Origin of the sequence: Streptomyces tendae, from assembly GCF_014650435.1 — a bacterium.
In the GTDB taxonomy this organism is placed as follows: Bacteria; Actinomycetota; Actinomycetes; order Streptomycetales; family Streptomycetaceae; genus Streptomyces; species Streptomyces tendae.
Window position 1 is genome coordinate 241,996 of sequence record NZ_BMUY01000001.1, and the last position, 18,602, is coordinate 260,597.

Annotated in this window: 22 protein-coding genes and 1 pseudogene; 21 read left to right on the forward strand and 2 right to left on the reverse strand. The window is 67.3% G+C overall.

Annotated elements, in window-relative coordinates; genetic code table 11:
- Positions 1–9: 9 nt before the first annotated feature.
- The 4 genes from IE258_RS01150 to IE258_RS01165 all read left to right on the forward strand — a co-directional run bounded on the left by IE258_RS01150 (position 10) and on the right by IE258_RS01165 (position 3,012).
- Entirely contained in the window at positions 10–783 is a 774-nt protein-coding gene (locus IE258_RS01150; RefSeq protein WP_189737772.1) for an SDR family oxidoreductase, read from the forward strand.
- Positions 783–992 carry a 4-oxalocrotonate tautomerase family protein gene (locus tag IE258_RS01155; protein ID WP_003974281.1) on the forward strand — a complete coding sequence of 70 codons (210 nt, stop codon included), beginning with the start codon at positions 783–785 and terminating at the stop codon, positions 990–992. The genes IE258_RS01150 and IE258_RS01155 overlap by 1 nt, the downstream gene beginning before the upstream one ends.
- A gap of 177 nt (positions 993–1,169) precedes the next feature.
- Positions 1,170–2,528, forward strand: coding sequence for an NADP-specific glutamate dehydrogenase (gene gdhA, locus IE258_RS01160; protein WP_189737775.1), 1,359 nt, complete (start codon positions 1,170–1,172; stop codon positions 2,526–2,528).
- A gap of 280 nt (positions 2,529–2,808) precedes the next feature.
- Positions 2,809–3,012, forward strand: coding sequence for a cold-shock protein (locus IE258_RS01165; protein WP_003974279.1), 204 nt, complete (start codon positions 2,809–2,811; stop codon positions 3,010–3,012).
- Positions 3,013–3,126: 114 nt separating this feature from the next.
- Here the strand turns inward: IE258_RS01165 and IE258_RS01170 are convergent, their stop codons facing one another.
- Positions 3,127–3,486: a GvpU-like protein gene (locus IE258_RS01170; protein ID WP_189737778.1), complete on the reverse strand. Its 360-nt coding sequence runs from the start codon at positions 3,484–3,486 to the stop codon at positions 3,127–3,129.
- Positions 3,487–3,535: 49 nt separating this feature from the next.
- Entirely contained in the window at positions 3,536–3,892 is a 357-nt protein-coding gene (locus IE258_RS01175) for a MerR family transcriptional regulator (protein ID WP_189737781.1), read from the reverse strand.
- A 402-nt stretch (positions 3,893–4,294) separates the two neighbouring features.
- Between IE258_RS01175 and IE258_RS01180 the strand changes: the two genes are divergently transcribed.
- The 17 genes and pseudogenes from IE258_RS01180 (at position 4,295) to rpsQ (ending at position 18,516) form a co-directional block, all read left to right on the forward strand.
- A complete protein-coding gene (locus IE258_RS01180) occupies positions 4,295–4,942 on the forward strand; it encodes a hypothetical protein (RefSeq protein ID WP_189737784.1) in 648 nt (215 codons plus the stop codon).
- Positions 4,943–5,045: 103 nt separating this feature from the next.
- Positions 5,046–6,184, forward strand: a pseudogene (locus IE258_RS01185) (PP2C family protein-serine/threonine phosphatase).
- Entirely contained in the window at positions 6,169–6,681 is a 513-nt protein-coding gene (locus IE258_RS01190; RefSeq protein WP_229891896.1) for a hypothetical protein, read from the forward strand. Before IE258_RS01185 ends, IE258_RS01190 begins: the two are co-directional and overlap by 16 nt.
- Positions 6,682–6,782: 101 nt before the next feature.
- Positions 6,783–7,235 (forward strand): barstar family protein, encoded by a 453-nt coding sequence (locus IE258_RS01195; protein ID WP_229891897.1) that lies wholly within the window; start codon positions 6,783–6,785, stop codon positions 7,233–7,235.
- Positions 7,236–7,351: 116 nt separating this feature from the next.
- Positions 7,352–11,917, forward strand: coding sequence for a DUF6531 domain-containing protein (locus IE258_RS01200; protein WP_189737790.1), 4,566 nt, complete (start codon positions 7,352–7,354; stop codon positions 11,915–11,917).
- Between the two features lie 68 nt (positions 11,918–11,985).
- Positions 11,986–12,696 (forward strand): hypothetical protein, encoded by a 711-nt coding sequence (locus tag IE258_RS01205; RefSeq protein ID WP_189737793.1) that lies wholly within the window; start codon positions 11,986–11,988, stop codon positions 12,694–12,696.
- Between the two features lie 434 nt (positions 12,697–13,130).
- Entirely contained in the window at positions 13,131–13,439 is a 309-nt protein-coding gene (gene rpsJ, locus IE258_RS01210; RefSeq protein WP_003948644.1) for a 30S ribosomal protein S10, read from the forward strand.
- Positions 13,440–13,456: 17 nt separating this feature from the next.
- Positions 13,457–14,101 (forward strand): 50S ribosomal protein L3, encoded by a 645-nt coding sequence (gene rplC / locus IE258_RS01215; RefSeq protein WP_007443982.1) that lies wholly within the window; start codon positions 13,457–13,459, stop codon positions 14,099–14,101.
- A gap of 8 nt (positions 14,102–14,109) precedes the next feature.
- Positions 14,110–14,769, forward strand: coding sequence for a 50S ribosomal protein L4 (gene rplD, locus IE258_RS01220; RefSeq protein ID WP_127894806.1), 660 nt, complete (start codon positions 14,110–14,112; stop codon positions 14,767–14,769).
- Entirely contained in the window at positions 14,769–15,188 is a 420-nt protein-coding gene (gene rplW, locus IE258_RS01225) for a 50S ribosomal protein L23 (RefSeq protein ID WP_007443985.1), read from the forward strand. The genes rplD and rplW overlap by 1 nt, the downstream gene beginning before the upstream one ends.
- A gap of 39 nt (positions 15,189–15,227) precedes the next feature.
- Positions 15,228–16,064 (forward strand): 50S ribosomal protein L2, encoded by an 837-nt coding sequence (rplB, locus tag IE258_RS01230; RefSeq protein WP_030400225.1) that lies wholly within the window; start codon positions 15,228–15,230, stop codon positions 16,062–16,064.
- 12 nt (positions 16,065–16,076) lie between these two features.
- Positions 16,077–16,358 (forward strand): 30S ribosomal protein S19, encoded by a 282-nt coding sequence (rpsS, locus tag IE258_RS01235; RefSeq protein WP_003974263.1) that lies wholly within the window; start codon positions 16,077–16,079, stop codon positions 16,356–16,358.
- 44 nt (positions 16,359–16,402) lie between these two features.
- On the forward strand, positions 16,403–16,750 hold the full coding sequence (gene rplV / locus IE258_RS01240) for a 50S ribosomal protein L22 (RefSeq protein WP_003974262.1): 348 nt from the start codon (positions 16,403–16,405) through the stop codon (positions 16,748–16,750).
- Positions 16,750–17,580, forward strand: coding sequence for a 30S ribosomal protein S3 (gene rpsC / locus IE258_RS01245; protein ID WP_109034237.1), 831 nt, complete (start codon positions 16,750–16,752; stop codon positions 17,578–17,580). Before rplV ends, rpsC begins: the two co-directional genes overlap by 1 nt.
- Positions 17,581–17,585: 5 nt before the next feature.
- Complete coding sequence (gene rplP / locus IE258_RS01250) at positions 17,586–18,005, forward strand: 50S ribosomal protein L16 (protein ID WP_004927269.1); 420 nt, start codon at positions 17,586–17,588, stop codon at positions 18,003–18,005.
- A complete protein-coding gene (gene rpmC / locus IE258_RS01255) occupies positions 18,005–18,229 on the forward strand; it encodes a 50S ribosomal protein L29 (protein WP_003974259.1) in 225 nt (74 codons plus the stop codon). The genes rplP and rpmC overlap by 1 nt, the downstream gene beginning before the upstream one ends.
- Positions 18,229–18,516: a 30S ribosomal protein S17 gene (rpsQ, locus tag IE258_RS01260; protein ID WP_003974258.1), complete on the forward strand. Its 288-nt coding sequence runs from the start codon at positions 18,229–18,231 to the stop codon at positions 18,514–18,516. Before rpmC ends, rpsQ begins: the two co-directional genes overlap by 1 nt.
- Positions 18,517–18,602 lie beyond the last annotated feature (86 nt).

Consider the following 18,602-nt stretch of genomic DNA (forward strand, 5'->3'; position numbering starts at 1 on the left):
CGTGGACGCATGACCACTAGTACCAACACGAACACGAACCAGAACACGGCGGCGGTCGCCCGTGTGGCGATCGTCACCGGCGGATCGCGCGGCATCGGCCGGGCCGTCTCCCAGAAGCTCGCCGAGGACGGCCTGGCCGTCGTCGTGAACTACGCCCGCGACGCCTCGGCCGCCGACGAGACGGTGGCGGCGATCACCGGGGCCGGCGGACGGGCCGTCGCCGTACAGGCCGACGTGGCGGAGGAGAAGGAGGTCGCCGCGCTGTTCGACCGGGCGGAGGAGGAGTTCGGCGGCGTCGACGTCGTCGTGAACTCGGCCGGGCGGATGACCCTCTCGCCGATCGCCGACCTGGACCTGGCGGCGCTGGACGCCATGCACCGCACCAACATCCGCGGCACCTTCGTCGTCGCCCAGCAGGCGGCGCGGCGGCTGCGTGCCGGGGGCGCGTTCATCGGGTTCTCGACGTCCGTCGTCGGTGCGCAGTTCCCCACGTACGGGGCGTACGCGGCCAGCAAGGGTGCCGTGGAGGCGATGACGATGATCCTGGCGCGGGAGCTGCGCGGGCGGGACGTCACCGTGAACACGGTCGCGCCCGGCCCGACGGCCACCGACCTGTTCCTCGACGGCAAGACGCCCGAGCAGATCGACCGGCTCGCGAAGACGCCGCCGCTGGAGCGGCTGGGCACCCCGGAGGACATCGCCGCCGTGGTCGCCTTCCTGGGCAGCCCCGCCGGGCACTGGGTGAACGGCCAGGTCCTGCGTGCGAACGGAGGGCTGGTCTGATGCCATTCGCCCACTTCAAGGTCCCCGCGGGCACCCTCTCGGCGGAGGACAAGAAGAAGATCGTCGAACGCACCACCGACCTCTACGCGGAGATCTACGGGGAGCGCGCCCGCCCCACGACCGTCGTCCTGGTCGACGAGGTCCCGGACGGAGGCTGGGGCGTCGCGGGCAACGTCCTCACCGCCGCGATGCTGAACGGGGACGGGTAGCGTCGCCGGGAGGAGGCCGGTGGCGCCGGGAGTCCTTCGTCTCATCCAGTGATCGGGTGCTGGCCATGGGGTTTACATGCGCGTAACACTTAAGTGTCCCGCGCGCGGCAACGGCGCCGAGCGCCTCCCACCGGTCGCTGCATGCGACCGGTGCCCGCCGTGCCAGAAAGGGCCCCTGTGACGACGCGAAGCGAGACGCAGACCACCCTCGACCACCTGCTCACCGAGATCGAGCACCGCAACCCGGCCCAGCCCGAGTTCCACCAGGCCGCGCACGAGGTCCTGGAAACGCTCGCCCCGGTCGTCGCGGCCCGCCCCGAGTACGCCGAGCCGGGCCTCATCGAGCGGCTGGTCGAGCCGGAGCGCCAGGTGATGTTCCGGGTGCCGTGGCAGGACGACCAGGGCCGTGTTCGCGTCAACCGGGGCTTCCGGGTCGAGTTCAACAGCGCGCTGGGCCCGTACAAGGGCGGTCTGCGCTTCCACCCGTCCGTCAACCTGGGCGTCATCAAGTTCCTGGGCTTCGAGCAGATCTTCAAGAACGCGCTGACCGGCCTCGGTATCGGCGGCGGCAAGGGTGGCAGCGACTTCGACCCGCACGGGCGCAGCGACGCGGAGGTCATGCGGTTCTGCCAGTCGTTCATGACGGAGCTGTACCGGCACATCGGCGAGCACACGGACGTCCCGGCCGGGGACATCGGCGTCGGCGGCCGGGAGATCGGCTACCTCTTCGGCCAGTACCGCCGGATCACCAACCGCTGGGAGTCCGGCGTCCTCACCGGCAAGGGCCAGGGCTGGGGCGGCTCGCTGATCCGCCCGGAGGCGACGGGCTACGGCAACGTGCTCTTCGCGGCGGCGATGATGCGGGAGCGCGGGGAGGACCTGGAGGGCCAGACCGCGGTCGTCTCGGGGTCCGGCAACGTGGCGATCTACACCATCGAGAAGCTGACCGCGCTCGGTGCGAACGCCGTGACCTGCTCGGACTCCTCCGGCTACGTCGTCGACGAGAAGGGCATCGACCTCGACCTGCTCAAGCAGATCAAGGAGGTCGAGCGCGGCCGCGTCGACGCGTACGCCGAGCGTCGGGGCGCCTCGGCCCGCTTCGTCCCCGGCGGCCGCGTCTGGGAGGTCCCGGCGGACCTGGCCCTCCCGTCGGCCACGCAGAACGAGCTGGACGAGAACGACGCCGCCACCCTGATCCGCAACGGCGTCAAGGCCGTCTCGGAGGGCGCGAACATGCCGACCACCCCCGAGGCCGTCCATCTGCTCCAGCAGGCGGGCGTCGCCTTCGGACCCGGCAAGGCGGCCAACGCGGGCGGCGTCGCGGTCAGCGCCCTGGAGATGGCGCAGAACCACGCCCGTACGTCGTGGACGGCGGCGCGCGTGGAGGAGGAGCTGGCGGACATCATGACCAGCATCCACACCACCTGCCACGAGACCGCCGAGCGCTACGACGCCCCCGGCGACTACGTCACCGGCGCGAACATCGCCGGCTTCGAGCGCGTGGCCGACGCGATGCTGGCGCAGGGCGTCATCTGAGAGAATTCGCCCGCCAAATAATTCCTGTGAAATGGGCGCCAATGAATCTGTATTCACGGGAATAGGTTTTGACGGAACGCGCCGATAGTTTCCTTGCGGCGTCGAACAGGGTGAAATGTATTGGCGCACATCGGGCGCCCCGGCGTGCTACTGTCACCATCAGTTGCAGTTGTGGTTCCCGAATTTTGACACCGGTCTTTTTCCGGTCGGGGTGATCATCGCGGCGACACGGCGTCCGTACAGTGCGGACGCCGGTGCACTGCCCCGAAGGAGAAATGACATGGCTACTGGCACCGTGAAGTGGTTCAACGCGGAAAAGGGCTTCGGCTTCATCGAGCAGGACGGTGGCGGCGCCGACGTGTTCGCCCACTACTCGAACATCGCCGCCCAGGGTTTCCGCGAGCTGCTCGAAGGCCAGAAGGTGAACTTCGACATCGCGCAGGGCCAGAAGGGCCCGACGGCCGAGAACATCGTCCTCGCCTGACGCCGGCGCGCCCGCGGGCGCGCTCTCGCGGCTGGGGCCCGCATCCTTCGGGGTGCGGGCCCCAGCCGCATTTCCGGAACCGCGAATTCACGGGCGTCCTCGCCCGTACCCGTCTCAGTGGTCGGAGTAGCTGAAGTCACCCACCGTCCAGGCGCTGACGTCCTCGATCGCCACGCGGTACATCCCGCCGGTCTCCGGGATCCCCATGGTGCCCTGGAGGATCCGGGCGACGTGGAAGTGAAGGTGTGTGGGCGCTTCCTCCTTCTCGGCCGGAGCGTCAAAGGCGGCGGAGAAGGCGCTGAGGTCGGCGGAGTCGGTCAGCACTTCCGACACCCGCTTCCTCCACACGGACTCGGGGGCCAGGCGACCGGTGATGACGGCACCGTGGGTGACCACGGTCAAGGACATCCGACTGCTCTGCGCGGACTCCACACGGGCAGCGATGTCAATGAGCAGCTTGTCAGGCTTCGACATGGGAACGGATTTTATCCGCACGCCCGCCCGGTCGGGCGGGTCGGTGTCACTACCGGCCAGGACGGGAACTCCCCGATGTCTCTCCGGGTGCCCCGGCGCCACCGCGCCGCAGCTCCTCGTTGATGCGCTGAGCCTCTTCGAGCTGGTCTTCCAGGATGATGATGCGGCAGGCCGCCTCGATGGATGTCCCCTGGTCGACCATCTCGCGGGCGCGAGCCGCGATGCGCAGCTGGTAGCGGGAGTAGCGGCGATGGCCCCCCTCCGAGCGCAGCGGCGTGATCAGCCGTGCCTCGCCGAGGGCTCGTAGGAAGGCGGGCGTAGTGCCCAGCATCTCGGCCGCCCGCCCCATGGTGTACGCGGGGTAGTCGTCGTCGTCGATGCGGTTGAGCGGTGTGTCTGCGGTCATCTGCACCTCTGTTTGCGGAACGCGTCGAGGGGCCTTGGTGCCGTACGGCACCAAGGCCCCGAGGGATTTGTAACACCATCTGCCGGCCTACTGCACTGCCGGCCTTCTGTTGAGGGATCGCGGATGCGTGACCGTGGGACCACCTTCCGTTCCGGGGCCTGCGGTACCCGGTGAGAACGTTCTCGCCCGGGCGATCCTGATGGCGTCCTCCTCCTTGCCTCGCTTCACTGACTTCTTGGCTACGACAGAAGACTAACCACAGCGGCAGCCGAATGTCTACTGCGGCCACGACAGGTTTTCGCCCAAACAGGTGAACGATTTTCTGTATCCCGGGTGCGCGGGCCGTGTGGGACGATGACGGGAACGGCAGATCGAGCGACGTACGGGGAGGCCGGGCACGCCATGGCCCGTTACACGGAGGCACTGACCGTCGAGCGGGGCGGGTTCCGCATCAAGGTCCCGGAGTCCTGGTGGGAGTTCGACGTACGCCCGGAGTCCCGGGACGACTCGATCCGCCGCATGGTCGACGACCGGATACGCCAGTACCCGGAGCTGAAGCCTTCTCGTTCCGCGTACGTCACCTTCCTCCAGAAGGCGGCGTCCGACGCGTGGAAGTCGGGCGCGCTGTACTGCGGCTGCATGGCGGAGAGCTTCGGCGGCGACACCCCGATCACGGGCTCGGTCACGGTCTCCCTGATCGGCGGCCGCACGTCCTCCGGCGATCCCCTCTCCACCGACCCGGGCGCCATAGCCGCCCAACTCGCCGTCAAGGAGGCTCGGAAGCCCGGCGACTCCTGGCGCAAGGTCACCACGGTCGACATCCCCGGCGTGGGCCCCGCGGCCCGGACCCAGGGCGTGGAGGACATCCCGGTCCCGGACGACGCCCTGAACCGCACGGTCCGCGCGGTCCTCATGCAGACCTACATCCCGGTCCCCGGCCAGGAGGGCAAGGTCGCCCTGGTCGCGGGCAGCAGCCAGGTCCTCGACCTCGCGGACTCCTTCTTCGACATCTTCGACGCGATCACGTCCACGTTCCGGTTCGTGGGCTGACGGGCGGGTCCGTCCGTCCCCCGAATGCCCCGGCGAGGCGGACGCCGGTGCCGTGGGGGGCGGCCGAGAATGCGGAGGTTCACCGCCCCACCCTGGAGATCGTGTGTCGCGTACCCGTCGCCGGCGCCCCGCCGCAAGCTCCACCCGGGAGACCATTCAGCCGCCGGGGACGGGGCAACTGGTCGTCTGGATGGTGACGGTCACGCTGCTGGTGGCGGTGGTCGGGTCGTTGGCGAACTCGGTCATGGCGCTGGTCGGGCTGCTGGTGTTCCTGCCCGCCGCGGCGGCGGCACAGTGCACGGTGCGGCAGACGGCTCTGGTCTGCGCCTGGACCGCTCTCCTCGGCTCCGCCGCCTTTCTGACCGGCGGCGGCGACGTCGCGCTGGCCGACCGGGTGCTGCTGCTGGTGCTCACCGCCTGCCTGATCGCGGCATCGCTGTATGCCTGTCGCCGGCGCATCAACAGCGAGCGCGCGATGGTGCGCCTGCACTCCGCGGCCGTGGCCATACAGCGTCAGATCCTGCGCCCGCTGCCGCTGCGCACCGACGACGTCCTGGTGGACGGGGTGTACGAACCGGTGCAGGAGGACCGGCTCGTCGGCGGCGACATCTACGACGTCGTCGAGTCCGCCTGGGGAACCCGCGTCCTCATCGGTGACGTTCAGGGCAAGGGGCTGGCCGCGGTGGGCGCGGCGTTCGCCGTCCTCGGCAGCTTTCGCGAGGCGGCCCATCGCGAGCCCACCCTCACGGGGCTCGTCGACGCCCTCGACGCCTCCGTCGTGCGGCACAACTCCTACGTGGCGCGCAGAGGTGACGACGAACGATTTGTCACCGTCCTCATCCTCAACATCGACGACGCCCGCAACGAGGTGCAGGCCATCAACTGCGGTCATGTGCCGCCGCACCTGCTCGACGCCGACTCGGTGATCACGCCGCCGTTGGACAGCGGCGTCCCCCTCGGCCTCGCCGCGCTCGCGGCCGAGCCCGCCACCCCCGGCCGGTTCGCGTTTCCCGGCGGCACTGCGCTGCTGCTCACCACCGACGGACTGACCGAGTCCCGCGCGGCGGACGGTGCGTTCTACCCCCTGGACGAACGCCTTGCCGACCTCGGCGACCTCCGCGGAGCGACCTGCCCCGGGCCCTCAACGAGGATGCCCACGCCTACGCGGGCAAGGCAGCGCCACACGACGACGTCGCCATCCTGACCGTCCGCCGCCCGCAACGTTCGTGCACACTCTCCTGAGCGCTACGGCTCGGAAGAGGGAGTCGATTCTGACGGCCCAATGGAACTGGCAGACCGGCGAACGACTGCTGGCCCTGAACGACCCGGAGGAATGGGACGCCGCGTTCGACCGCGGGGAGCGATGGCTCGGCACGGCGGCGATCGGGCTGGCCTTCAACTGCCCGTTGGAGGAGGCGTCGCCCCGGATCGTCCGGGCGATGCGGCTCCCGGACCTCGCCCAGCGAGGATTCGCCTTCACCGCGGCAGGCACGGCGGCCCGCCTCAACGGCGCACTGACGCCGGAGCTGTACGCCGCACTGCGGGCAGAGGGCCCGGGCCGCAGGAGCATCGCGGTGAACGCCATCGCCGACACCTTGACCTTCGTACCGTTCCGACGCCTGCCGACGTGGCTGAAGTGCTGGAGCGTCGTATCAGCTGTGCGCGACAAACTGGACGCGTGGCGGCTGAGCTTCTCCTACGCGGTGACCGACGCCTGGAAGTCGGTGCGCAGACGATGAGCCCGCGTCCTCCGCACCCGCACACCGCAAAGCCTCACCCGGAGCCTTTCGTGGTCTTCGGCCCCACAGACGCACGCGGATTCCGAGCAAGGGCCGCGGACTTGGAAGCCGCCGGAGGGCGGGTCCACCACTTCGACTCCCGCGAGCTGACGACCGAGCAGGGCATCCACCGTTCCTTCGCACAAGCCCTCCAGTTCCCCGGCTACTACGGCGCGAACTGGGACGCCTTGGTCGACTGCCTGAGCGACCTGTGCGGCGCGGCCACAGGCGGTGTCGGGATCGTGGGCGTCATCCACGACGCGGACCTGATCCTGGACGCGGAACACTTCCCCCTCTTCGTCTCGGTCCTCTGCCAGGGCGCGGACCGTGCCAACGCGTCGACAGACCTCGATGGCTTCCCCTCGGACCGCCCCGCCCTTTCCGAGCACTTCCACTTCGAGTTCCGCGACTTCGATCCCGAGGGCATCGCGCTCCGCGTCCGCCGGCCCGACCTGACCGTGACTGCAGGAGCCGATCACGTCTCGGCGGCCCTGAACCCCGAGGTGTGGCACTGACCGGCTGGGGGCCACGCTCGCCATGGGCGCCTTTCATCGAACGACCGTGCCTTGTAAGTTCACGTGTGCGTACGGGTGGTTGCTGGTGCGGCGCGTGAGTTGACGGGGGTTGCGCGATGGTGGGCCACAGGCCGAGTGACTGGCATGTCCTGGACCTGGACAAGGACCCGACGCCGGGGGATCCGCAGCGGGTGCGGACGCTCGCGAAGACGTTGCACGATTTCGCCGACGACGTCTCGGAGGCGTTGCGTCTGGTGAAGGGGATGGCGGGGGAGTCGACGCTCGCGCAGTGGGCGGGGAAGTCGGCGGCGGTCTTCAAGGAGGAGTTCGACGGGGTTCCCAAGAACCTCAGGAAGCTGGAGAAGTCGTACGGGATGTGCGGCGACGCGCTCGCTGACTTCTGGCCGAAGCTGGAGCGGGCGCAGGCGCTGGCGGACCGGGCGCTCGTCAAGGCGCGGGAGGCGCGCCAGGACCTGTCCTCGGCGCAGTCGAAGCTGTCCTCGGCGGATTCATGGGTGACGCGGGCGTCGAAGGAGGCGGACAAGTACAAGGACGATCCGACGGGCAGCAGGTCGGACGGGGACAAGCCGGACGAGGCCAAGGTCCGGGCCGCCACCCGTGACGTTCAGCACGCCAAGACCGCGCAGACGAACGCGCAGTCGGCGGTCGACAACGCGCAGAGCGCGTTGGACGCGGCGAAGAAGATGGCCGAGGACGCGCGCAAGATGCGCGACGACGCGGCCCGGGAGGCCAAGGGCAGGATCGACGAGGCGTCCGACGCCGGCATCCAGAACCGGTCGTGGTGGGAGGAGGTCGGGGACTGGGTCTCCGACAACTGGGACTCGATCGTCGCGGTCTGCAAGGTCGTCGTCGCCGTCGTCGGCATCATCGCGATGGTCATCGGCGGCCCGATCCTCGGCGCGATCGTGCTGGTCGCCGCCCTCGTCGTCCTCGCGGACACGCTCTACAAGTACAGCAAGGGGCAGGCGTCCCTGTGGGACGTGGGCTTGGCGGCTCTGGACTGCATACCCGGCATGAAGGGGCTCACCACCCTCGGCGGACTCGCCAAGGGCGCGAAGGCACTGGGCAAGACCGGCCTCAAGGGCATGGCCGCGGGACTGCGGGGGCTGAAGTCCGCTCGAAGCGTTCTCACCAAGGGCGCCAAGGGGGCGTACAACCGTCTTAAGTCGGTGGTCAAGGGGTGCGGCGATCCGGTCGACGCGGCAACGGGACAAATGTTCCTTGCCCAGACTGACGTTGTACTGCCAGGAACGCTTCCGCTTGTCTTCACTCGTCGATCTGCTTCCGACTACCGCACGGGGTGGTGGTTCGGACCGTCCTGGTCATCGACGGTTGATCAGCGCCTTGAGCTGGACAAGGACGGCATCGTCTTCGTCACAGAGGACGGCATGTTGATCGCCTATCCACATCCCCATGGACGCTCGGCCCCCGGCGTTCTGCCGGTAGCAGGACCGCGTTGGCCTCTCCTTCGAACGGGCGATGGTGGGTTCCGCATCACTGAGCCCGTGACCGGACACAGCCGGTACTTCGCACCGCCCAGCGGCGGAATCGCCCAGCTGAAGCGGATATCCGACCGTAACGGCAACACCATTGATTTCGAGTACGACGAGGGCGGTACGCCGCTCAGCATTCGGCACTCCTGTGGGTACCACCTTCGTCTCACAGCGGAGGGTGGCCACATTACCGAGCTGGCCCTGGTGGCGGCTGCCGATGACGGGACAGACGTCGTCATCAGGAGCTACGGCTACGCCGACGGCAGTTTGTCATCGGTCGCCAACTCGTCTGGCCTGCCCTTGCTCTTCACCTACGACGAGCGAGGGCGCATCAACTCGTGGACAGACACCAACAGCAGACGCTACGCATACGGCTACGACGAGTGGGATCGATGCGTCCAGCAAGGTGGTGAGGACGGCCATGTGACGGGGCGTTTCACCTACGGTGGCACAGATCCCATGTGGCCCGGGTGCCACATCACCACGCTTCACACCACCGACGGCGCCGAGTGGAAGTTCGTCGTCAACGACAACTCTCAGGTCGTCGCCGAGATCGATCCTCTCGGTAACACGGCACGGACTGGCTACGACGTCCACCACCACCTGGTCAGACAGACCGACACGCTTGGTGCCACGACAAGCTGCGTGAACAACGAGTTGGGCCAACCTCTGCGAGTGACGCGACCGGATGGTGCCGTGACGCGTTACGCCTACAACGACATGCACCTGGTCACTCTCATCGAGCTGCCTGACGGGTCGGCATGGCGGCAGGCATATGACGAACGGGGCAACTGCGTCAGCGTCACCGACCCGTCAGGTGCCGTCACCAGAAGCAGCTACGACGACAGCGGCAGACTCGTATCGTTCACCGACGCGCTGGGGCACGCCACCATCGTGCGCTGCAACCCGGCGGGCATCGCGGTTTGCATCACCGACCCACTCGGGGCCACCACCCAATGGGGCCGCAACGCATTCGGGCAACCCGTCACGGTCACCGACAGCGAAGGCCGCACGACACACCGCGCGTGGACGCCGGAGGGTTTGCCGCTCACCCGGACCGGGTCAGACGGATCCACGGAAACCTGGACCTACGACGGCGAGGGCAACTGCCTCAGTCACACGGATCCAGCCGGACATACGAGCAGGTTCGAGTACACCCACTTCGATCGACTCGCGGCGCGTACGGACACCGAAGGCAACCGATACGAGTTCGCGTATGACGCCTCGTTGCGCCTCACGCAAGTCACGAATCCGCGAGGCATGGTCTGGGCCTACACGTACGACGCCGCCGGACGTGTGACGTCGGAGACGGATTTCGACGGGCGAACACTCACATACACCCACGACGCCGCCGGCCGACTCGCGTCCCGGACCAACGCGGTTGGCCAGACCGTAACTCTGGAGCGGAACGCATTGGGGCAGGTCACTCGCAAGGATGTCGAGGGAGCCGTAACCTCGTTCGTCTACGACCTCCTCGGTCACCTTGTGAGGGCCACTGGCCCGGACAGCGACCTCCTCCTTCAGCGGGACCCCTACGGGGCGGTTCTCGCCGAGACGGTGGACGGCCGCACCCTCACAAACACCTACGACGTACTGGGCCGGCGTGTCAGCCGCACGACCTCCTCCGGGGCGACGAGCAACTGGGCCTATGACGTTGTGGGACGCCCGGTTCGCCTTGACCTCTCCGGGCACTCCATGGCCTTCGCGTATGACTCCGAGGGACGAGAAACAACCCGGCGTCTCGGGGAATCCCTTGAAGTGGCTCACGTTTTCGATGAGCTGGGCCGCCTTGTCACACAGGCGGTGACCGCTGCTGATGGTAGGTCAGTGCAGCACCGCACCTACACCTACCGCGCTGACAACAACCTCGTCGCTTCCGAGGACCAGTTCGGCGGCGCGCGCCAGTACGACCTCGACTCGGCCGGCCGTGTCACCGCTGTCCGCGGTGAACAATGGACGGAGCGCTACGCCTACGACGAGGTGGGAAATCAGGTCCAGGCCGTCTGGCCCGCCGACCACCCGCGCCATGAGGCTGCCGGAAGCCGGCAGTACCGGGGCATGCGCATCCAACGTGCCGGAGCGGTGCGCTACGAGTATGACAACCAGGGGCGCGTCGTCCGCCGGCAGAAGACCCACCTGTCCCGCAGACCGGAGACGTGGCAGTACGCCTGGGATGCGGAGGACCACCTCACGTCCGTAGTGACACCGGACGGCACCCGCTGGCGCTACCGGTACGACCCTCTCGGACGCCGTATCGCCAAGGAACGTCTGTCGGCTGACGACAGCAGTGCTGTCGAGCGCACTGTCTTCTCGTGGGACGGCACCACGTTGTGCGAGCAGACGACGGAAGCCGAGGAACTCCCTCGCCCGATCACCCTCACCTGGGACTACCAGGGGGTGCGTCCGGTCGCGCAGCGGGAGACCGTCGACGACATCGCGAACGCCTCACAAGCGGAGATCGACCGTCGCTTCTTCGCCATCGTCACCGATGCTGTCGGAACGCCCACCGAGCTGATCGATGTACGGGGCGAGGTGGCGTGGCGTGCTCGTTCGACCCTTTGGGGCACTACGGCTTGGCCGTCGAACAGCGTGGCCTATACGCCTCTCCGCTTCCCTGGCCAGTACTTCGATCCGGAGACCGGGCTTCACTACAACCACTATCGTCAGTACGACCCCGAGTCCGCCAGGTATCTCTCCCCGGACCCCCTCGGTCTTCATCCGGCGCCAAATCCGTTCACGTACGTAACAAATCCGCTCACCTGGTTGGACCCACTCGGCCTGGCGCCTTGTGACGTGGCTCTGGGATACAGATGGGCCGACACGGCGAAGTTCGCGGAGTCGCGCGGTTTCAAACACTTTCTGGAATTGAGCGCAGAGGACTGGCGAGGTCCGGTCCAGAACGCGATTCTGGACCGCTCGGTGCTCCTCCATGTGAACATGAAGGGGTTCTCTGGGGCTTTCGAGGGCATGGCAAAAAGAGGACTGGGGCACGAACCCGGAATGGCGATTCATGCAACAGAAGAGGAGATGGGATGGATCGCGAGGGCGGTGAAGCACGGTCATCGCGATTGGGACAGTATTACGTGGTACGACAAGGATGGAAATGTGGCAGATATATTGGAGCCGGACTGGGAGAATTTCGGAAGGGTGCGGGACTTTATTCTGTGACCAATTTGAATGCTATGATGTGAGGTCGACCCAACCGCAGTCGTAATGTTTGTAAAAGGTGCACTCTGATGACGTCCGATGGAAAAGGTAGGGAATCTGATGTTTCCCGTACCGTAAGTGCTGTCTTGTATCCCGATCTCGTCGAACTAGGTGGCCTGGTCGACGCACTAGAGCATGTGGCGAGCGGCATGGGGGTTGATCTGGGGGGCGTCGAATCGGCAAGCTCCAATCCGAAGGGGCGTCTGGTAACTGCCCGCATGCACTCGGACCGAGGTCCCGTCCTTATCCATCTAGGAAAAGAGTATCGCCTCTTTTCCATCAGTGTTGAGGGTGCGACGCACCCGTGGGCCGCCGGTTCCACGGCTGACTTGCAAAACGTGGTGCGAGTCGCAGACGCATGGCGGTCCGGAGTGACGCTGCGTGAAATGAAGTCCCGATTTCCATTCATGGAATATGATGAACTTGCCCAAGCGCAGGAGGAGGGCGATCCAGTCCAGACCCAGTGGCGGCTCCTGCTGCGCGAGGAAAGTCGACCCGTGCTTCAGGAATTGATCCGCGTCTTCCATGGAGACCCTGGGTTCCGGCGGTTCTTCCCTTACCTCAGCATGGGAACCCTCTGCCTTGCTCGGGACATCTCCGACCGCAGGGCGGGAGAAATCCGGATCGCTCCCATGGAGGCGACGTACCGGGTGCAGTCGACGACGTCGGGTGAAGAGACAGAGGCCGCGTCGATCGTTCTGGCTCTGGACGCGGCACGGACCCTTGAGGGGCGTTCATAGCTGAGGGGCGTGAGTCGAACGCGGGCTCACGTGTACCCCCCGGTGACGTGGGGTACAGTCATCCGCTTCGATTGGCCAGCCCCGCGCCCCGTATGGCAGACTAGCGGGGTTGCTCGGTCGAGTGCCGATGCTGCGCGCCTCCCGCCGGGGGGACCGGAAGCGAGTCCCACAGTACTCGTCGTCCCTGCTCAGGGGCGGACGTACGGGAATCTTCCGGGAAGCGTCAGCGGGGTGCAGGCCAGGCACCCGGTGGGCCTCTCGCCCCCGGTCCGCGGTTCCGGAAGGGCCCGCACTCCCAGGCAGGGAAGTCCCGAAGAGGGACATCTGTGTCAGCGAGGGTGCGACACGCCCGACCGCGTGGGTCGGAGGGGGAGCGGAATGGACAAGGACCACCGGGTCCAGAGCGTTACGAGAGACAGGACTACTGAGTAGCCATGGCGGGACAGAAGATCCGCATCCGGCTCAAGGCCTACGACCACGAGGTCATCGACTCCTCGGCGAAGAAGATCGTCGAGACGGTGACCCGCACTGGTGCGTCGGTCGCGGGCCCGGTGCCGCTGCCCACTGAGAAGAACGTGTACTGCGTCATCAAGTCGCCGCACAAGTACAAGGACTCGCGCGAGCACTTCGAGATGCGCACGCACAAGCGCCTGATCGACATCCTCGACCCGACCCCCAAGACCGTTGACTCTCTGATGCGACTCGACCTCCCGGCCGGTGTCGACATCGAGATCAAGCTCTGAAGGCCGGTGATCTGAGAATGGCTAAGCAGATCAAGGGCATCCTGGGCGAGAAGCTCGGCATGACGCAGGTGTGGGACGAGAACAACCGCGTTGTTCCGGTCACCGTCGTCAAGGCCGGCCCGAACGTCGTCACCCAGGTCCGCACGAACGACGTCGACGGCTACGAGTCCGTCCAGATCGCGTTCGGCGAGATCGACCCGCGCAAGGTGAACAAGCCTCTCAAGGGCCACTTCGCCAAGGCCGACGTCACCCCCCGCCGTCACCTCGTCGAGATCCGTACCGCCGACGCCTCCGAGTACACCCTCGGTCAGGAAGTCAGCGCCGAGGTCTTCGAGTCCGGCGTGAAGGTCGACGTCACCGGCAAGAGCAAGGGCAAGGGCTTCGCCGGTGTCATGAAGCGTCACAACTTCAAGGGCCTCGGCGCCGGACACGGCACCCAGCGCAAGCACCGCTCGCCCGGTTCCATCGGTGGCTGCGCCACCCCGGGCCGCGTGTTCAAGGGCCTCCGCATGGCCGGCCGCATGGGCAACGAGCGGGTCACCACCCAGAACCTGACCGTCCACGCCGTTGACGCGGAGAAGGGTCTGCTGCTCATCAAGGGCGCGGTTCCCGGTCCGAACGGCGGCCTCGTCCTGGTCCGCACTGCGGCCAAGGGGGCCTGAGGTAACCGATGAGCACTGTTGACATCCTTTCGCCTGCCGGCGAGAAGACCGGAAGCGTCGAGCTCCCCGCGGAGATCTTCGGCGTGGAGAAGATCAGCATTCCGCTGATCCACCAGGTCGTCGTCGCGCAGAACGCCGCTGCCCGCCAGGGCACGCACAAGACCAAGCGTCGCGGCGAGGTCCGTGGTGGCGGCAAGAAGCCGTACCGCCAGAAGGGCACCGGCCGCGCCCGCCAGGGTTCGACCCGTGCGCCGCAGTTCGCCGGCGGTGGCGTCGTCCACGGCCCGCAGCCGCGTGACTACTCGCAGCGGACCCCGAAGAAGATGAAGGCCGCGGCCCTGCGCCACGCCCTCACCGACCGGGCCCGCCACGACCGCATCCACGTCGTCACCGGCGTCATCGAGGGCGAGACCCCGTCCACGAAGGCCGCCCGGACGCTGTTCGGCAAGATCTCGGAGCGCAAGAACCTGCTCCTGGTCGTCGACCGCGCCGACGAGGCCGCGTGGCTGTCCGCCCGCAACCTGCCCCAGATCCACATCCTGGAGCCGGGCCAGCTGAACACGTACGACGTTCTCGTCTCGGACGACGTGGTCTTCACCCAGGCCGCTTTCGAGTCCTTCGTGTCTGGCCCCAACAAGGCCGCTGACACCGAAGGGAGCGAAGCCTGATGGCTACGCGTCACCCGAGCATCGCCTCCAAGGCGGCCAAGGCCGCCAAGGCCGCGCGCGTCGCCAAGGCGCGCCGCCACGAGGCCGAGGGCAAGAACACCGTCGTCACCCCGGCCAGCAAGGCGTTCACGGACCCCCGTGACGTGCTGCTGAAGCCGGTCGTGTCCGAGAAGAGCTACGCGCTCCTCGACGAGAACAAGTACACGTTCATCGTCGCGCCGGGCTCCAACAAGACCCAGATCAAGGAGGCCGTCCAGGCGGTCTTCTCGGTCAAGGTCACCGGGGTCAACACGATCAACCGCCAGGGCAAGCGGAAGCGGACCCGCACGGGCTTCGGCAAGCGTGCCGACAGCAAGCGCGCGATCGTGACCCTCGCCGAGGGCGACCGTATCGACATCTTCGGCGGTCCTACCTCCTGACGGAGGTCGGATCGTCCGGAATCGGACGAGGACTGAGAAATGGGAATCCGCAAGTACAAGCCGACTACGCCGGGCCGTCGTGGCTCCAGCGTCGCCGACTTCGTCGAGGTCACGCGGTCCACGCCGGAGAAGTCGCTGGTCCGCCCGCTGCACAGCAAGGGCGGCCGTAACAACGCCGGTCGTGTGACCGTTCGCCACCAGGGTGGCGGACACAAGCGCGCCTACCGTGTCATCGACTTCCGTCGGCACGACAAGGACGGCGTGCCGGCGAAGGTCGCGCACATCGAGTACGACCCCAACCGCACCGCGCGCATCGCGCTGCTGCACTACGCCGACGGCGAGAAGCGCTACATCCTCGCCCCGCGCAACCTGCAGCAGGGCGACCGCGTCGAGAACGGTCCCGGGGCCGACATCAAGCCGGGCAACAACCTGGCGCTCCGCAACATCCCGGTCGGTACCACGATCCACGCGATCGAGCTCCGTCCCGGTGGCGGCGCCAAGTTCGCCCGCTCCGCCGGTGCCTCCGTGCAGCTGCTCGCGAAGGAGGGCTCGATGGCCCACCTGCGCATGCCGTCCGGAGAGATCCGCCTGGTCGACCAGCGCTGCCGCGCCACGGTCGGCGAGGTCGGCAACGCCGAGCAGAGCAACATCAACTGGGGCAAGGCGGGCCGCAAGCGGTGGCTGGGCGTTCGCCCGACCGTCCGTGGTGTGGTCATGAACCCGGTGGACCACCCGCACGGTGGTGGTGAGGGCCGGACCTCCGGTGGTCGTCACCCCGTGTCCCCGTGGGGCAAGAAGGAAGGCCGTACTCGTTCGCCCAAGAAGGCGTCGAACAAGTACATCGTCCGCCGCCGCAAGACGAACAAGAAGCGCTAAGGACGGGTTGAGATGCCTCGTAGCTTGAAGAAGGGACCCTTCGTCGACGACCACCTGATCAAGAAGGTGGACACGCAGAACGAAGCCGGTACCAAGAACGTCATCAAGACCTGGTCCCGTCGCTCGATGATCGTCCCGGCGATGCTCGGCCACACGATCGCGGTGCACAACGGCAAGACCCACATCCCGGTGTTTGTCACCGAGTCCATGGTCGGCCACAAGCTCGGCGAGTTCTCGCCGACGCGCACCTTCCGGGGTCACGTCAAGGACGACCGGAAGTCGAAGCGCCGCTAGTCAGCGGGGTGTGAATGATCATGACAAACACTGAAGGGACAACCATGGAAGCCAGGGCCCAGGCGCGGTACATCCGCGTCACGCCCATGAAGGCCCGCCGCGTGGTGGACCTCATCCGTGGCATGGATGCCACGGAGGCTCAGGCGGTCCTGCGTTTCGCCCCGCAGGCCGCGAGCGTGCCGGTCGGCAAGGTGCTGGACAGCGCCATCGCCAACGCCGCGCACAACTACGACCACACCGACGCCGACAGCCTCTTCATTTCCGAGGCCTACGTCGACGAGGGCCCGACCCTGAAGCGGTTCCGTCCGCGTGCCCAGGGCCGCGCCTACCGGATCCGCAAGCGGACCAGCCACATCACCGTGGTCGTCAGCAGCAAGGAAGGAACCCGGTAATGGGCCAGAAGGTAAACCCGCACGGGTTCCGGCTCGGTGTCACGACCGACTTCAAGTCGCGTTGGTACGCCGACAAGCTGTACAAGGACTACGTCAAGGAAGACGTCGCCATCCGTCGGATGCTGACGTCCGGCATGGAGCGCGCCGGCATCTCCAAGGTCGAGATCGAGCGCACCCGTGACCGCGTCCGCGTGGACATCCACACGGCTCGTCCGGGCATCGTCATCGGCCGCCGCGGTGCGGAGGCCGACAAGATCCGCGGTCAGCTCGAGAAGCTCACCGGCAAGCAGGTCCAGCTGAACATCCTCGAGGTCAAGAGCCCCGAGACCGACGCTCAGCTGGTTGCCCAGGCCGTCGCCGAGCAGCTCTCCTCCCGCGTCTCCTTCCGTCGCGCCATGCGCAAGAGCATGCAGGGCACGATGAAGGCCGGCGCCAAGGGCATCAAGATCCAGTGCGGTGGCCGCCTCGGTGGCGCCGAGATGTCCCGCTCGGAGTTCTACCGCGAGGGCCGTGTGCCCCTGCACACGCTCCGCGCGAACGTGGACTACGGCTTCTTCGAGGCCAAGACGACCTTCGGCCGCATCGGTGTGAAGGTCTGGATCTACAAGGGCGACGTCAAGAACATCGCCGAGGTCCGCGCCGAGAACGCCGCCGCCCGTGCGGGCAACCGCCCGGCCCGTGGTGGCAACGACCGCCCGGCCCGCGGTGGCCGCGGTGGCGAGCGTCGCGGGCGCAAGCCGCAGCAGCAGTCGGCTCCGGCCGCCGAGGCCCCCAAGGCCGACGCGCCCGCCGCTGCCGCTCCGGCTGAGAGCACCGGAACGGAGGCCTGACCGAAATGCTGATCCCCCGTAGGGTCAAGCACCGCAAGCAGCACCACCCGAAGCGCCGTGGTCAGGCCAAGGGCGGTACGACGGTTGCGTTCGGCGAGTACGGCATCCAGGCCCTCACGCCGGCGTACGTGACCAACCGCCAGATCGAGGCCGCGCGTATCGCGATGACCCGCCACATCAAGCGTGGCGGCAAGGTCTGGATCAACATCTACCCGGACCGCCCGCTCACGAAGAAGCCGGCCGAGACCCGCATGGGTTCCGGTAAGGGTTCTCCGGAGTGGTGGATCGCGAACGTGCACCCGGGCCGGGTCATGTTCGAGCTGTCCTACCCCAACGAGAAGATCGCCCGTGAGGCGCTGACCCGTGCGGCCCACAAGCTGCCGATGAAGTGCCGGATCGTCAAGCGCGAGGCAGGTGAAGCGTGATGTCGGCCGGTACCAAGGCGTCCGAGCTGCGCGAGCTGGGCAACGAGGAGCTTCTGGCGAAGCTCCGCGAGGCCAAGGAAGAGCTGTTCAACCTCCGCTTCCAGGCGGCGACGGGCCAGCTCGAGAACCACGGTCGGCTCAAGGCCGTCCGTAAGGACATCGCCCGGATCTACACCCTGATGCGTGAGCGCGAGCTGGGCATCGAGACGGTGGAGAGCGCCTGATGAGCGAGAGCAACGTGACTGAAGAGACGAAGGCCGCGCGCGGCTTCCGCAAGACCCGCCAGGGTCTGGTCGTCAGCGACAAGATGGACAAGACCGTCGTCGTCGCCGTCGAGGACCGCGTGACCCACGCCCTGTACGGCAAGGTCATCCGCCGTACCGAGAAGCTCAAGGCTCACGACGAGCAGAACGCCGCGGGCGTCGGCGACCGTGTCCTCCTCATGGAGACCCGGCCGCTGTCCGCGACGAAGCGCTGGCGCGTCGTCGAGGTCCTCGAGAAGGCCAAGTAAGAAATCTCCTGCGAGGCATTCCTCGCAGGACAGTTCCGCCAGGCTCCGGGAGTCGTTCACCAAGGTGACCGACTCCCGGGGAACCG